General features: G+C 65.7%; 10 protein-coding genes. 2 read left to right on the plus strand and 8 right to left on the minus strand.

Annotation, left to right across the window (positions count from 1 at the left end; genetic code table 11):
• Positions 1–97: 97 nt before the first annotated feature.
• Positions 98–1,525, plus strand: a complete 1,428-nt coding sequence (locus HYH07_RS20710; RefSeq protein ID WP_220004231.1) for a serine hydrolase — start codon at positions 98–100, stop codon at positions 1,523–1,525.
• 4 nt (positions 1,526–1,529) lie between these two features.
• Here the strand turns inward: HYH07_RS20710 and HYH07_RS20715 are convergent, their stop codons facing one another.
• Positions 1,530–2,900, minus strand: coding sequence for an MmgE/PrpD family protein (locus tag HYH07_RS20715; RefSeq protein WP_220004232.1), 1,371 nt, complete (start codon positions 2,898–2,900; stop codon positions 1,530–1,532).
• A 123-nt stretch (positions 2,901–3,023) separates the two neighbouring features.
• On the opposite strand from HYH07_RS20715, the gene HYH07_RS20720 reads away from it, so the two are divergent.
• Complete coding sequence (locus HYH07_RS20720) at positions 3,024–4,139, plus strand: aromatic acid exporter family protein (RefSeq protein ID WP_220004233.1); 1,116 nt, start codon at positions 3,024–3,026, stop codon at positions 4,137–4,139.
• 24 nt (positions 4,140–4,163) lie between these two features.
• Here the strand turns inward: HYH07_RS20720 and HYH07_RS20725 are convergent, their stop codons facing one another.
• From HYH07_RS20725 to HYH07_RS20755, 7 genes are all read right to left on the minus strand, one after another.
• Entirely contained in the window at positions 4,164–4,652 is a 489-nt protein-coding gene (locus HYH07_RS20725) for a DUF2867 domain-containing protein (protein ID WP_220004234.1), read from the minus strand.
• A complete protein-coding gene (locus HYH07_RS20730) occupies positions 4,649–6,040 on the minus strand; it encodes an MATE family efflux transporter (RefSeq protein ID WP_220004235.1) in 1,392 nt (463 codons plus the stop codon). The genes HYH07_RS20725 and HYH07_RS20730 overlap by 4 nt, the downstream gene beginning before the upstream one ends.
• 302 nt (positions 6,041–6,342) lie before the next feature.
• Positions 6,343–7,638: a UDP-N-acetylglucosamine 1-carboxyvinyltransferase gene (murA, locus tag HYH07_RS20735; protein ID WP_220004236.1), complete on the minus strand. Its 1,296-nt coding sequence runs from the start codon at positions 7,636–7,638 to the stop codon at positions 6,343–6,345.
• A gap of 267 nt (positions 7,639–7,905) precedes the next feature.
• Entirely contained in the window at positions 7,906–8,544 is a 639-nt protein-coding gene (locus HYH07_RS20740; RefSeq protein ID WP_228749674.1) for a phospholipid scramblase-related protein, read from the minus strand.
• A gap of 284 nt (positions 8,545–8,828) precedes the next feature.
• The gene (gene gyrB / locus HYH07_RS20745; protein ID WP_220004238.1) at positions 8,829–11,264 is read right to left on the minus strand and encodes a DNA topoisomerase (ATP-hydrolyzing) subunit B; all 2,436 of its coding nucleotides are present in this window, start codon (positions 11,262–11,264) and stop codon (positions 8,829–8,831) included.
• Positions 11,265–11,680: 416 nt separating this feature from the next.
• Complete coding sequence (locus tag HYH07_RS20750) at positions 11,681–12,364, minus strand: hypothetical protein (protein WP_220004239.1); 684 nt, start codon at positions 12,362–12,364, stop codon at positions 11,681–11,683.
• A gap of 133 nt (positions 12,365–12,497) precedes the next feature.
• On the minus strand, positions 12,498–14,663 hold the full coding sequence (locus tag HYH07_RS20755; RefSeq protein ID WP_220004240.1) for a hypothetical protein: 2,166 nt from the start codon (positions 14,661–14,663) through the stop codon (positions 12,498–12,500).
• Positions 14,664–14,757: the final 94 nt, after the last annotated feature.

Below are 14,757 nucleotides of genomic sequence, written 5' to 3' on the forward strand. Positions count from 1 at the left end.
CGATCAGTTTCGACGAGGTCGATTTTCAAATCCGGCGAGCGCCTATCGCCCACCTCCGGCTTGCTCTCCTGCAGTCGCCCCCAGCCGGAGAAAGCCCGTGACCCGTCGCCGCAAGATCCTCCTCCTCACCACCACGATTGCCTGTGGTATCCTCGCGCTCGGCGCGGCGCGGGCCCGCGACGTGCCGAAGGTTGCCACCGGCTTCATCGCCCACACACTCTGCTCGGACATTTTCGTCTCCGGCCTCGATGTCAGGCGCGACCTCGCTGACACCGCCGATGCGATGCCCGGTGCGGGTCTTCTGACCTGGGCGATGGATCTTCGGGTCGATCGTGCGCGCAAGGACGTCACTGTGTCCCTGTTCGGCATCGGCCGCAGCCACGCCGTCTATCGCGAGGGGCTCGGTTGCACGCTGGAGCACGGGCAGGGGATCGCCGATGTCGCATTGCCGTCCGACGACAAGCAGCCCGCGTTGCTCCCCGAAATCGCCGGCCCGGGACTTGTAGCCCCGCAAAGCGAGGGCCTGGCGGCCGCGCTCGATCGCGCCTTTGCCGAGCCCGCGCAGCCGCCTTATCGCCGCACCCGCGCGATCGTCGTCATGAAGGCCGGCCGCGTCATTGCCGAGCGCTATGCCGACGGGATTGGGCCGCAGACGCAGCTGCTCGGTTTCTCCATGACGAAGTCGGTGACCTCGGCGCTGACGGGCATCCTGGTGCGCCAGGGCAAGCTGAAGCTCGACGTATCAGCGCCCATCGCCGCCTGGCAGGATCCCCGGGATCCGCGCCATGCCATCACCGTCGATCAATTGTTGCGTCACAGCGCCGGCATCGCACTCGGAAGCTCGTTGGAGGCCAGGCTTGGCTCGGTATTCGAACCGGTCAACACGATGAAATATGCCGAGGACGATATGGCGGGCTTTGCCGAGCGCGCGCCGCTCGCCACTGTGCCGGGCACGGCGTGGAATTATCACGACGGCAACTTCCTCATCCTCGCGCAGCTGATCCGCAACGCCGCCGGCGGCAAGCCCACTGACGCGCTCGCCTTGGCGCGCCGCGAATTGTTCACGCCGCTTGGCATGCACGACGTCACGCTGCAGCTCGACGCTTCAGGCACGATCGAGGGCTCCGGCGAGATGATGGCGTCCGCGCGCGACTGGGCGCGGTTCGGCCAGCTTTATCTCGACGACGGTGTCGTCGGCGGCAAGCGCATCCTGCCGGAGGGCTGGGTGAATTATTCGGCGTCCGCCACGCCGAACGCCTGGGTCGGCATCGGCGCCGGGTTCTGGACCAACCAGGGCAACAGTTTTGGCGCAAAATTTCGCGTCGACCACGGCTGGCCGCGCGATGCCTTCTTCGCCAAGGGCACGATCGGGCAGTACACGATCGTGATCCCCTCGGAGAAGCTCGTGATCGTACGCCTCGGCCGCTCGCCGAACTTTCCGCCGCAAGCCGACGGCGTATTCGATCTCGTCCGCGAGGTCGTGGCTGTCACGCGCGAGAATGGGAAGCTGGCGGGCGTGAATTAGGCGGCTATTGCCGTCCCAGCTCCGTCGCCCTGGCGACGCGGTCGAACCGCTCCAGCGTCATGATCGCGTCGGCGAATTTGTCGGCCCGTGCCTTCAGCACGGGCCGTGCCAGCGTCAGAAACTTCTGCTGCATCGCCTGCGCATCAGGGAATGAGTTCGGCTCGCCGGAGGGATCGGCGTAGAGCCGCTCGTGCACGCCGTCTTCAGTGGTGATGCTGACGCGGGCCCCGAAGGGATGGGTGCGGCCGACCTCTAGCCGGTCATCCTGCACCACGTCGAACTTGTCGGCGAGCGCGTCGATGGCGGCATCGCCCAGCCTTGCGTAATCGTCCCAGCCGAACGAGCCCTGGTCGAGCGCGAGCGCGCCGGTGAAGAACATCGAGAACTGGCCGCCGACAACAGAGGTCGGATGCCGCTTGGTGGCGGCGTCACCAGTCAGCGTGATGCCGTTGCGATGCAGGCCGATCTCGACGCGCTTGACCTGGTTGGGCGTCAGATTGTGCTCGCGCCGCATCGCGATCAGCGCGTCGATCGCGGCATGGGTGTAGCGGCAGCTCGGATAAGGCTTCACGCCGATCTTCATGGTCTCGTAGGTCTTGCCGAGCCCGGCGACCGCCTTGTCGGGATGCGCGTCGTCGGTGTAGCCGGCGAGCAGGCCGTGCTTGCCTTCGACCGATTCCGTCGCACCGACGAAATCATTGCGCGCCAAGGTCGCGGCGACCACGCCGTTCATCGCGGCGGCGCCGACCTGGTAACGCTTGTTCCAGGCGCCGTTGACAAGGAATTGCAGCGAGCCCGCAGCCTGGCTGCCGGCGACGCCGAACGCGGCGATGATTTGTTTCTCGGACAGCCCGAACAATATCGCCGCCGCAGCTGCCGCGCCGTAGGTGCCCGCCGTCGCGGTCGGATGGAAGCCGCGCGCATAATGCGAGGTGGGGTCGAGCGCGTTGCCGAGCCGGCAGCACACTTCATAGCCCGCGACGATCGCCGTCAGCACATCGCGCCCTGAAGCGCCGACCATCTCGCCGACGGCGAAAGCGGCCGGAACCACCGGTGCGCTCGGATGCAGCGAGGAATCCGCATGCGTATCGTCGAAATCGAGGGAATGGCCAAGCGCCCCGTTGAGCAGCGCCGCCACGGCCGGGGTCCAGGTCTTGGAATCGCCGAACACGGTGGCCTCGCCCCTGGCGTCGAGCGACAGCGCTTCCAGCGTCTTCAGCAGCGACGGGGTGGATTCGGCCTCGCGCCGCGCCCGGATCGCGCTGCCCAGAAAGTCCAGCGTCAGCACCTTGGCGCGGTCCAGCACCTCCGCCGGGATATCGGCGAATTTCAGCCTGGCGACATAGGCGGCGAGCGTTGCGGTTTCGTGGGCCATCGTGTTTCCTCGTTTTGGCCGGCAAGTTAGGCGGGCTGATTGTGCCTTTCAAGCAGCCAGAGGGCTGCGGGCATCAGCTATGCTTTTGGTTGGCGCGAGCGGATGGCGCAGGGGCGTTTGACGATGATTTCAGCAAGAGAACTGTTCGACCGGGTCTGGTCGCGCAGGACGCAATTGGGGCTGGCGGTCCGGGTCACCGTTGCGGCCACCGGGGCCTATGCGCTCGCCACCGCGCTGCATCTCATGCTGCCGCTCTGGGCCGTGCTGACGTCGATCATCGTGACCCAGATGAGCGTCGGCCGCTCGCTGAAGGCGACGCGCGACTACATGCTCGGCACGATCGGCGGCGCCATCTATGGCGGCGCGATCGCCATCCTGATTCCCTATTCCAGTGAACTCGGCCTGCTGGGCTTGCTGGTGCTGGCCGTGGCGCCGCTTTCCTTTCTCGCCGCGATCTATCCGAATCTCAGCTCCGCGACCGTGACGGCGGTGATCGTGCTGGTGCTGCCGTCGATGCATCATGCCGATCCCATGGCCTCGGCGATCGACCGCGTCTGCGAGGTTTCGGTCGGGGCGGTGACGGGCCTCCTGGTCTCCTTCCTGGTGCTGCCCTCGCGCGCGGTGCGCCAGATTCGCCCCAGTGCAGCGAAACTGCTCGATCTGATCGCGGAGGCCTTCGGCGAATTGCTCGCGGGCCTGACCCGCGGCCGTGACAATGATGCGCTGCATCGGATCCAGGACGGCATCGGCACCGCCATGGTCGGCATGAACACCATCGGCGCTGAAGCCGAGCGCGAGCGTTCGGCGCGGCTGTCGAGCGGCCCCGACACCGGTCCCCTGCTGCGCACGATCCTGCGGCTGCGCCACGACGTCGTGATGATCGGGCGCGCCACCGTGGTGCCGCTGCCGGCCGAGGTGCAGGTCAGGCTCGCAGGCCCCCTGGCAGAGGTGAGCGCGGCGATCCTGCGCTTCCTCAAATCTGCGGCGGAAGCCCTGCGCGAAGGCAGCGGCGCGCCGCCGATCCATCCCGTGCACGTCGCGCTTCAGCATTATTCCGAGGCGGTGGCGGCGGTGCGCCAGGATGGACTGATCCGCGGCCACACCAGCGACACCGCCGAGCGCTTCTTCGCGCTCGGCTTCTCGCTGGAGCAGATGCACCAGAATCTCTGCGACCTCGACCGTGTCGTCGGCGAATGGTCGGAGGCGGCGGCGGACGGGCCGGTGAAGGTGGCGGAGTGAGTTAGCGACAGCAAAGCAGCGGCGTCATCGCGCCGGCTGCGCGATGTCTGCCATCATGCTGCGGGCCACGAGCTTGTGGAACGGTACGATCAGCGCGAGGTAGGTCCGCCCGAGCAGATTGTTGGTCCGCACCAGCGTGGTCAAGGTCACCTGCTGGTCCGCCGCGTCACCGGCGACGTCGACCACGACGCGGAAATCGAGATGGTAGTCGTCAAACCCGGCGATCAGCCGCTCCGGCGTTTCGCTCAGCACCGGAAACAGGCCGATCATCCCGTGCGGAGCCGGAGCACCCTCGCCCGACGTCTTCAGTCCCAGGGGTTTCACCAGGAGGTTGCGCAAGCGCGTCAGCGCATCGACCCAGCGCGGCCCATGCACCACCATTCTTGTGCAGGCCTCGCGCGCGCTCAATTGCCTCGCCCCGACCTCGACACAAAAAGCATCGATGAACTGCGCGCCTGCCAGCACCGCGCCGGCATCGACATCGGGAGTGATTTCGCGAACGGTTCCTGTCATCCGGCCAGTTTGCGCGTCAGCATCCGGAATCGCAAGACCAGGAGTCCGGCATAAACGAATGATCCGATCGACAGCCCGGTCCAGACGCCGACCGCGCCGAGATCGGCGTGGAAGGCGAGCATCCAGGCGATCGGAAAGCCGACGCACCAATATCCTATTGCCGCGAACGCCAGCGTCATCCTGGTGTCATTGATGCCGCGCAGGGCGCCGCCCATGATGGTCTGGAGCGCATCGGCGATGAAGAAGGTGGCGCCGACCAGCAGCAGTGTCGCAGTGAGCTCGATCGTCGGCGCGCTGGCCGCGTCGCTGCCGAAGAACAGTCGCCCCAGCTCGTAGCGGCCAAGGACGATGCCGACAGTCAGGGCCGCCACGAACGCAATGCCGAGCACCGCCGCGACGAGCCCCGCGCGCCGAACGCCGGCCGGATCGTCACGGCCAAAGGCGTGGCCGACCCGCACCGTCGCAGCCATGCCGATGCCGAGCGGAACCATGAACAGCACGGCCGTGACCTGCAGCGCGATCTGGTGCGCGGCAAGCGCCGTGGTCGAGATCAGTCCCATCAGCAGCGCGGCCGAAGAAAACAGGCCGTATTCCAGCAGCAACGAGAACGAGATCGGCGCGCCGATCGCGATCAGCTGGCGCGTCAGGGGCCAGTCGATTCGCCAGAGGCGCGTGAGCGGATGATAGTCGGCGAACGGCTTGCGCCATCCAGCAATGGCAAGCGCGGCGATGAAGGTGCCTAGATTGATCAGCGTGGTCGCAAGCCCCGCCCCGAACAGACCGAGCTCCGGCAGCCCGAACAGGCCATGGATCAGGCAATAGACCAGCGCGAAATTCGCGGGGATCGCCGCGAGCGTGATCCACAGCGGCGCCTGCGGCCGGTTCACCGCGCTCATCATGCTGCGGATCGCGATGAAGCCGAGCGCGGGCGCGATGCCCCAGGCAAGACCATTCAGATAGCGCTGCGCCAGCGCGGCCGAGTGCGGCGCCTGTCCGAGCGCGATCAGGATGTGCTCGCCATAGAGCGGCGAGGCCATCATCGGCAGCGAGATCAGCAGTGCGACCCACAGGCCGACGCGCAAGGAGAGGCGGATGCGCCTGATGTCGCCGGCGCCGAACGCCTGGGCTGCCAGCGGCGATACCGCGGCCATCAGACCGAGCCCGAAGGTGAAGCTGACGAAATAGACGGTGTGCGCAAGTGCCGCAGCCGCGACCGCATCCTCACCGAGCCGCCCGATCAAGGCGAGATCGCTGGTGATCATCGCAATCTGTCCGAGCTGCGTCAGCATCATCGGCACGGCCAGCCGCAACGTCTCGGCGAATTCCTGCGCGAGATGGCCTTGCACGCCGGTTTGCGGCGGCTGTCGTGGTTGGACGCTGTCGAGCATGGCGGCTGCAATAGCACGGCCTCACGTCGAAAACATGGCTCGCGTGTCCCGGACGCGCGAAGCGCGAGCCGGACCCAGAAGCCGCGGGCACCGCTCGTCGCTGCATGGGCCCCGGCTCAGCAGCGCACCGCTGAAGAGGTGCTGCGCTGCGTCCGGGGCACGACACTGTCTTCAGCTTTGCAGTCTCGTAGGGTGGGCAAAGGCGCAATTGCGCCGTGCCCACGTCCTGTCAATGATTGAGAGAGATGGTGGGCACGCTGCGCTTTGCCCACCCTACGACACTGTCGTCGGGGAGAGAGCCCTCACCCCTTCCGCTCCGGCACGCGGCGGATCTTCGCGCCCAGCGCGTTCAGCCGCTCGTCGATGCGCTCATAGCCGCGCTCGATCTGGTCGGCGTTGTTGATGGTGGAGGTGCCCTCGGCGCAGACGGCGGCGAGCAGCATCGCCATGCCGGCGCGGATATCGGGCGAGCTCAGCGTCGCACCGTGCAGCCGGCTGGGGCCGGCGATGATCGCGCGATGCGGATCGCACAGCACGATGCGCGCGCCCATCCCGATCAGCTTGTCGACGAAGAACATCCTGGACTCGAACATCTTCTCGAACATCAGGATCACGCCCTCGCATTGCGTGGCGGTGACGATCGCGATCGACATCAGGTCGGCCGGGAAGGCCGGCCAGGGCTGGTCCTCCAGCTTCGGCACATGGCCGCCGAAATCGTCCTGGATCTTCAGCGTCTGGTTCGACGGAACGATCAGATCGTCGCCCTCGACGCGGCACACGATGCCGAGCCGCTCAAAGCCCATGCGGATCGAGCGCAGATGCTCGACGCCTGATCGCACGATGCGCAAGGGCGAGCGCGTCACGGCGGCCAGCCCGATCAGCGAGCCGACCTCGATATGGTCGGGCTGGATCCGGTAGGTCGCAGAGCCCAGCGTCGCCGGGCCATGGATCACCATGGTGTTGGTGCCGACGCCCTCGATTCTGGCGCCGAGCGCGACCAGGAAGTTGGCGAGGTCCTGCACATGCGGCTCAGAGGCCGCGTTGCGCAAATAAGTGACGCCATCGGCGGCGACGGCGGCGACCAGCGCATTCTCGGTCGCGGTGACGCTCGGCTCGTCCAGGAACACGTCGGCGCCTGTCAGCTTGGGGCAGCGGAATTCCAGCCGGTCCGTCGCGGCGACTTTGGCCCCCAATTGTTCCAGAGCCAGCACGTGGGTATCGAGCCGGCGCCGGCCGATCACGTCACCGCCGGGCGGCGGCAGCATCACCTCTCCGCAGCGCGCGAGCAGGGGACCTGCCAGCAGGATCGAGGCACGAATGCGGACGCAGAGCTCGGGGTCGAGATCGGCGGCGCGGATGCTCTTGGCGTGGATATGGAGCGTGTTGCGGTCAGTCCATTCCGCCGCTGCGCCGACCGAGCGGACCAGCTCGACCAGCGTCTCGGTGTCACGGATTCGCGGCACGTTCTGGAGCGTCACCGGATGCTCGGTCAGCAGCGCGGCGGCGATGATCGGCAGCGCCGAATTCTTGTTGCCGGCCGGCTCGATCGAACCCGAGAGCCGGTGACCGCCCTCGACGATGTACTGAATGGGCGCCACTGGGATCTCTCCGTCCTGTTACGGTGGGGCGGTCTGCTTTGGGGGCGGAAACTATAGGGAATTGAGCGCGGTAGCAATTGCGCTGGCAAGCTCCGAACTCGCTATTAGCCCCTCATGGTGAGGAGCGCGGAACGCGCGTCTCGAACCATGAAAGGCCCGGCTTTCGCCCGTGGCCGTCCTTCGAGATGCCCGCTGTCGCGGGCTCCTCAGGATGAGGACCTGAGTGTGAGGCGGGCAGCCCAGCCCGATGAGAGTTTGCACCGCGCCTCAATTGCGGAGCAAATTGATCACGCCGCCTTCGCCTTTGGCTTCGAAATACATGAGATCGATGTAGATCGCAGCTGCGAGAACCAGTGCTCGCTCATCTTCTGTCAGGCTGCGTTCCAGATATTCCACCAGAAAATTGTCGCGGTCGGTGAACAGTTCGGAGCCGAGGCCAGACCATTTTTTCGCAACGCGCGCGCGCTCTTGCCCTCCGCGCATGAATGGAAAGGTCCAGACGCGCCAGAAGGGCGATGTGACTTCGAGCACCACTCTCCCCTGCGCATCGTGCACGTGGAAGCGCTTGGTCAGAATCGAAAACTGACGCTCGATGGTCCCGATGAGGCGGCCGTCGCGCGAACGCAGCTCCAGGCACTGAAAGAACCAGCGGAAGGGATGAATCCCGCGCATGACGGGCTGTCGCGAATTGTCGAAAAAATGGACCTCAAAGGAGCGCCAATGGCCAAATACCTGGCGCCCCAGGAAGCCGAGAAGTCCTTTCTGGTGCTCGGCCGCATAGAGCAGATCGCGGCCATTTTCATCGCGAATGCGGTATTTGTTGCGGGTTTCGAAACCGAACAGTTCGGCCATTTCGAAGACCTGCTGCACGTACATCCGGCTCTGTCCAGCTAGCGTCGGCAACATTCGTTCGAACCTCTTCCAGAGCCGCCTACGCCATTTCGTCGCGATTGGCTGGGGTGAGGTTCAGGAGGGGGGTGTTGCCGGCGAGGGCGGTGTGCTCCCTCCCCCGCTTGCGGGGGAGGGCAGGGGAGAGGGTGTTGCCGCGGTTGGGATTATCGAAATTTTACGGAGAATATCCCCTAGAGGAGGAAACCCTCACCCGGCGCTTCGCGCCGACCTCTCCCGCAAGCGGGAGAGGCGCACCACCGAGCGCTTGGCTAGCAGATCGAGTCCAAAGACACCGCGCCTCAAATATCGATCGTCGCGCTCAGCGAATGTTCCTGGATGAAGTCGCGGCGCGGCTCGACCACGTCGCCCATCAGCTTGGTGAAGATGTCGTCGGCCTCGTCGACCTCCTTGACCTTCACCTGCAGCAGCGAGCGCGCCTCGGTGTCGAGCGTGGTCTCCCAGAGCTGCTCGGGATTCATCTCGCCGAGGCCTTTGTAGCGCTGCAGCGTGATGCCCTTGCGGCCGGCTTCGGTCACCGCCTCGAACAGATCGGACGGACCGTGCACCACGTGCTCCGCGTCCTTGCGCCGCAGCTTGCCGGCGCGGGCGTAGACGTCCTGGAGCTTGGGCGTGTACTCGTCGAGCTTGCGCGCCTCGGCCGAGCCGAGCAGCGCGTCGTCGATCACGGCGGCCTCCTTGACGCCGCGCACGGTGCGCTCGAACAGGAAACCCTGGCCCTCGACGAATTGCCCGGTCCAGCCGCGCTCCACCTCCTCGGACTGGCTGTCCAGCCGGGTCGCGATGTACTGCGCCGCGGCCTTGGCGTTCTCGGGATTGCCGTAGACCGACTTGTTCAGCACGCCGGTGATGGCGGCCTGCTCGACCACCTTGCGGTTATAGCGGCTGTGCAGGTTGCGCAGGATGCTGCGGACCACGCGGGCGTCGTCGACCAGCTGGCGCAGGTCGCGGCCGGAGCGGTCACCACCGGTCCCCGGGATGTAGACGCAGTCGTCGAGGCCGGCGTCGATCAGATAATCTTCCAGCGCCCGCTCGTCCTTCAGATACTGCTCGGACTTGCCGCGTGAAACCTTATAGAGCGGCGGCTGGGCGATGTAGAGATAGCCGCCGTCGATGATGTCCCGCATCTGCCGGTAGAAGAAGGTCAGCAGCAGCGTGCGGATGTGGGCGCCGTCGACGTCGGCGTCCGTCATCACGATGATCTTGTGATAGCGCAGCTTCTCGATCGAGAACTCGTCGCTGATGCCGGTGCCGAGCGCGGTGATCAACGTGCCGATCTGCTCGGATGACAGCATCTTGTCCGGACGCACGCGTTCCACGTTGAGGATCTTGCCGCGCAGCGGCAAGACGGCCTGGAATTCGCGGTTGCGGCCCTGCTTGGCGCTGCCGCCGGCCGAGTCGCCCTCGACGATGAACAGTTCCGATTTGGCCGGGTCCTTTTCCTGGCAGTCGGCGAGCTTGCCGGGCAGCGAGGACACCGAGAGCGGGCTCTTGCGGGTCAGCTCGCGCGCTTTTCGCGCGGCTTCGCGGGCGGCAGCGGCCTGGATCACCTTGCCGACGATCATCTTGGCCTCGGACGGATGCTCCTCGAACCAGGCCTGGAGCGCCTCGTTGAGGACGTTCTCGACCACGGGACGCACTTCCGAGGACACCAGCTTGTCCTTGGTCTGCGACGAAAACTTTGGATCCGGCACCTTCACCGACAGAACCGCCGTCAGGCCTTCGCGGCAATCGTCGCCGGTCAGCGCGATCTTTTCCTTCTTGGCATTGGCCTCGGCATAACCGTTGACTTGGCGCGTCAGCGCGCCGCGGAAGCCGGCCAGATGGGTGCCGCCGTCACGCTGCGGGATGTTGTTGGTGAAGCACAGCACGTTCTCATGGTAGCTGTCGTTCCACCACAAAGCGGCCTCGACGCCGATGCCGTTGGCTTCCGCACGCACCATGATCGGCGAGGGCACCAGGGCCTTCTTGTTGCGGTCGAGATATTTGACGAATTCCTCGACGCCGCCGGAATAATACATCTCCTCGCGCTTCTCGACCGCGTGACGCATGTCTGACAGCGCGATGTTGACGCCGGAATTGAGGAAGGCGAGCTCGCGCAGGCGATGCTCGAGCGTCGCGAAATCATATTCGATGTTCTTGAAGGTCTCGCTCGAGGCGAGGAACGTCACCTCGGTGCCGCGCTTGCCCGGCGCATCGCCGACGACCTTGAGCGGTGCCACCGCATCGCCATGGGCGAACTCGATGTAATGTTCCTTGTCATCGCGCCAGATGCGCAGGCCGAGCTTGCTCGACAGTGCGTTGACGACGGAGACGCCGACGCCGTGTAGGCCGCCGGAGACCTTGTAGGAGTTCTGGTCGAATTTTCCGCCGGCGTGCAGCTGGGTCATGATGACCTCGGCCGCCGAGATGCCTTCGCCCTTGTGGATGTCGACGGGAATGCCGCGGCCGTCGTCCCGGACGGTGACGGAATTGTCGGCATTGAGGATCACATCGACGCGCGTGGCGTGGCCCGCCAGCGCCTCGTCGATGGCGTTGTCGACGACTTCGTACACCATGTGATGCAGGCCCGAGCCGTCATCGGTGTCGCCGATATACATGCCGGGGCGCTTGCGGACGGCGTCGAGCCCCTTGAGCACGCGGATCGATTCCGCGCCGTATTCGCTCGCGGTGGAGGGCTCGTTTTCGGCAGCTTGCTGCCGAGCAGGTTCTGTCATGAGAGGCCTTCGAAATGTCGCCCGAATCAGCCGCGCAAAAGGCGCTGATCAGGATGCTCTTTGTGCCACGAAAGAGAGTTTGCGCCTAGCGCAAAGTATCTCCCGGCAACCCTTTGATCAGATAGGATTTTTTGGCCGGATTTCAAGCCGTTCGAAGGCCGATTCCCGGGGGCTCGAAAAGCCCGATTCGAGGCTCTGTTTTGGCTCCTCAAAGACGTGGATCTTGCGGGGGTCCGGGGCCTTTTCGGAGCCGCTGCGGCGGCCCTGGAACAGGCGGAGCAACGCATATGGCGTGCACGATGCGGGCGGCTTGGAGCGACTGCGCTCCCTCTCCCGCTTGGCAAGCGGGAGAGGCGGAGCCAAGCCCGCAGACAATCGTCGTGAAATCTACATGCGATTGGCCTGGGGCCACGGGTTCAGTAGATCTGCGACGGCATCTTGTCGTCGCTGAGGCTCCAGGCCTCGCCTTTGGCCAGCGTGATCGTATCGGCGCGCACCCGAAGGCCTGACACAAGCAGCTCGTAGGAATACGTGCCCGGCGGCAGATCCAGCCTTTGTGGATGATTTTCGCCGCCTGCGATCTCAATGATCTGAGCGTTGATCACAAGCGAAGCCACGTCGGGCCTGAGATAGCCGAATATCAGCCGCGCTTGTCCTGATGTCGGCAGGATATCGGCCTTGGCCGCGGCTTCCGGATTCCTTCGCGCCAGGCTGATCGTGGTCTCGCCCTTGGCGCGGCCGAGCTTCAGCACCGCCGGGCCTTTCGGGGAGATGAAGGCCAGCTGCACGCGATCGGCGGCGATGATTGCGTCATCCGGCTGCTCCCGCCAGCCGCGCTGCCCGAGCTCTCTGCGGTAGAAGGCGAGCACCTCGCCGAGCTCCGCGGGCACGCGTGCTTCGACCTCGGTCCGGAGCGGGGCCTCGGCGCCATGCGCCCGCGTGGTGCGGAATTGACTGAAGCTGCTTTGCTTCGGTGCCGGCATCTCGACGTTGGGATCTGCCGTCAGCTGTTCCTTCGAGCACCCCGCCAGAAGAATGAGGGCGCATAGCAGCAGCCGCCATCGTGCCGGGACGTTCGGCCCGCGTTTGACCATCGTCATGCTCATTCTCCAGGGACGCCGCGTCGTGATCTTCGTGCGATGCGAAGGCTGCGGCGATGCGCAGCCTCAGGACCACTAGTCGCCGCGCGAACCGCTCAGGTTCAAGCCGGCCGTGACTGGCAAAGGCTGCGGATCAATACATTTGCAGCGGCAGCACCTCGCCGGTCGGACCCACCATCAGGCCCCAGGCATCGCCCGCGGCAAGCTCGATCGTGGCGTTCCGGCCGGGTTGCCCTGCGACCTTCAGCGCGTACTGATATTTGCCCGGAGGCAGGTCGAGCATCGGCCCCTTCGGCGATTGAGGGTCACCGGCGCCAGCCGCGACCTTGACGGTCTGCTTGTTGATGGTGAGCTGTACGTCCTGACCGCCCATGTTGCCGAGCAATAGCTTGGCCTGACCTGGTTTCGGCATGATGTCCGCCTTGGCCGCGGCTTCAGGATTCTTCTGCACGAGGTCGATCGACGTCTCGCCATTGGCGCGGCCGAGCTTCAGCGTCGCCGGTCCCTGCGGCGAGGCGAAGGCGAGCTGGGCGCGATCGGCGGTCGTGATCGCGCCTTCAGGCTTCTCCTGCCAGCCGAGTCTTTTCAGCTCGCTGCGGTAGAAGGCGAGCACGTCGCCGAGCTCGGCCGGCACGCTGGCTTCGAGCTCGCGGCGGAACGGCACCTCGATGCCCGGCAGCTTAGCCGTGCCCAGCGAGGTCGAACTGTGCTGCTTCGGCACCGGCAGCGCAGAGTCCGGATCTGCTTCCAGCGGCGCGGATGCTCCGGGCTGCGTGGCAGCAGGATCGTTGCTCGCCGCTTGGCTGGTGACGGCAGGCTTGGCGGCAGCCGTCCGCAGGCCGGATCCGTTGGCGCTGACGTTCACCTTCGGGCCCATCTGCATCAAGGTCATCGAGATCGACTTGCCGGCCTTGGAAAATTCCAGCACCGCCATGTTGGGCTGGTTGATGACGGAGGGCTGCTCCTTCCAGCCGGCGGGTTTCAGCGAGGCGCGGTAGAAGGCGGCCAGCGCCTTCACGCTCGAGGTCGAGTTGAATTCGAGCCGGCCGTCGCCGGACTCCACCTCCTGCGCGTTCTCAGGGACGGCCAGCGGCGCGTTGCTGCCTGCGAGCGCCTGCAGCGGCGCATCGGACAGCGTTGCGGCCTGCACCTTGCGACGTGCCGCGTCCTCGGCGAGGACCCGCTTCGTCATCGCCTCCGCGTCCTTCATGAACTGGTCGTCGGCGTCCTTCTTCGCCTTGGCGCGGGCGGCGAGCACGCTCTCCTTCACCTGCGCGGTCAGATGGACCATCGTGAAATCGTATTTGCGGCCGAGATGCAGCACGCCGTTCTCCTCCGGCGAGGAGAATTTCAGCGCGACTTCGTCGCCCGGGGCAAGAGGCGCATTTCCCTCTTCCGTCCAGCCCCGCGCGGCAAATTCACGATGGTAGAAGGCCTCCACAGTGGGCAGATCGGCGAGGGCTGCAACGATCAGCTCGCGCGTTGATGTTCGCGCGTTGGCCCGGCCCGAGGACGATTTGTATGGCTTCGGCTCCGGCAGGCCGGCCGTATCGCCGGCCTCGAGATCGGTGGGCAGCGCGAACGGCGCGATCCTGATGTCGACATTGGTGCGGCCGTCGTCGCGGCGGGTCAGCGTCAGCATCACCGGCTTCTGCTTGTAGAACTGCGTCGTATCGCCCTCGGGATGGTCGTAATAGGTGCGCACGCCGTTCGGGATGACCGCAGAGAGGTCCGCGTTCAGCCAGCTTGCGGCTGTCTCGGGCGTCAGCCTGCGCCAGCCGATCGCGGCCATTTCCTTCGCATAGAAATCCTGTACCGCCTCGAGCGTGGCCGGCGCGATGCAGCCGAGATAGGGCCGGGTCTCGTCGAACACGAGATCAACAGCGCCCTCGGGGAACGGCACGTTGGAATAGATCCGGTTCGGGGAGTAGGTGACCGCGGATTGGTCCGGTCGGCCGAGGCCCTGCGTGAAGGAGACGGACAGGCCCTGCCGCCCCTTCTTGAAGGCAAGACTGGTGTTGGCCTCGTCGAGCGGGCGGACATAGGGCACCCAGCCCTCGGCGATGAGCATCTTCTTGACGGCCGCCGATGTCACCGCGACCACGGTCGGCACGCCATATTGCACCCGGGAGGGATCGGAGGTGTCCTCGACCGCGCCTGGCAGCCTCGGCAGCGTGTGGGGATCAACATAGCCGGCGTCGAATTGCGCCGCGCGTGCGGTGCTTGCCATCAGCACCAGGCCAAAGGCGAGCAGCAGCCCACGTGCCGGGACCTGCATCCCGCGCTTGATCATCGACATCGGCAGCACTCCAGGATTTCGCGAGATCTCTCGCTCTTTGCGTCATGTGCGGGCTGCGACGTCATCGCGCGGCCCAGACAGCTAGTCGTCGGTG

This window comes from Bradyrhizobium sp. BR 10261 (assembly GCF_019455395.1).
GTDB classification, from domain to species: Bacteria; Pseudomonadota; Alphaproteobacteria; order Rhizobiales; family Xanthobacteraceae; genus Bradyrhizobium; species Bradyrhizobium manausense.

Coding starts and splice junctions, on each gene's coding strand:
- HYH07_RS20715 (WP_220004232.1), bottom strand. CDS start 2,900: ATGGCCCACGAAACCGCAACGCTCGCCGCCTATGTCGCCAGGCTGAAA.
- HYH07_RS20720 (WP_220004233.1), top strand. CDS start 3,024: ATGATTTCAGCAAGAGAACTGTTCGACCGGGTCTGGTCGCGCAGGACG.
- HYH07_RS20725 (WP_220004234.1), bottom strand. CDS start 4,652: ATGACAGGAACCGTTCGCGAAATCACTCCCGATGTCGATGCCGGCGCG.
- HYH07_RS20730 (WP_220004235.1), bottom strand. CDS start 6,040: ATGCTCGACAGCGTCCAACCACGACAGCCGCCGCAAACCGGCGTGCAA.
- HYH07_RS20740 (WP_228749674.1), bottom strand. CDS start 8,544: ATGTTGCCGACGCTAGCTGGACAGAGCCGGATGTACGTGCAGCAGGTC.
- gyrB (WP_220004238.1), bottom strand. CDS start 11,264: ATGACAGAACCTGCTCGGCAGCAAGCTGCCGAAAACGAGCCCTCCACC.
- HYH07_RS20750 (WP_220004239.1), bottom strand. CDS start 12,364: ATGACGATGGTCAAACGCGGGCCGAACGTCCCGGCACGATGGCGGCTG.
- HYH07_RS20755 (WP_220004240.1), bottom strand. CDS start 14,663: ATGTCGATGATCAAGCGCGGGATGCAGGTCCCGGCACGTGGGCTGCTG.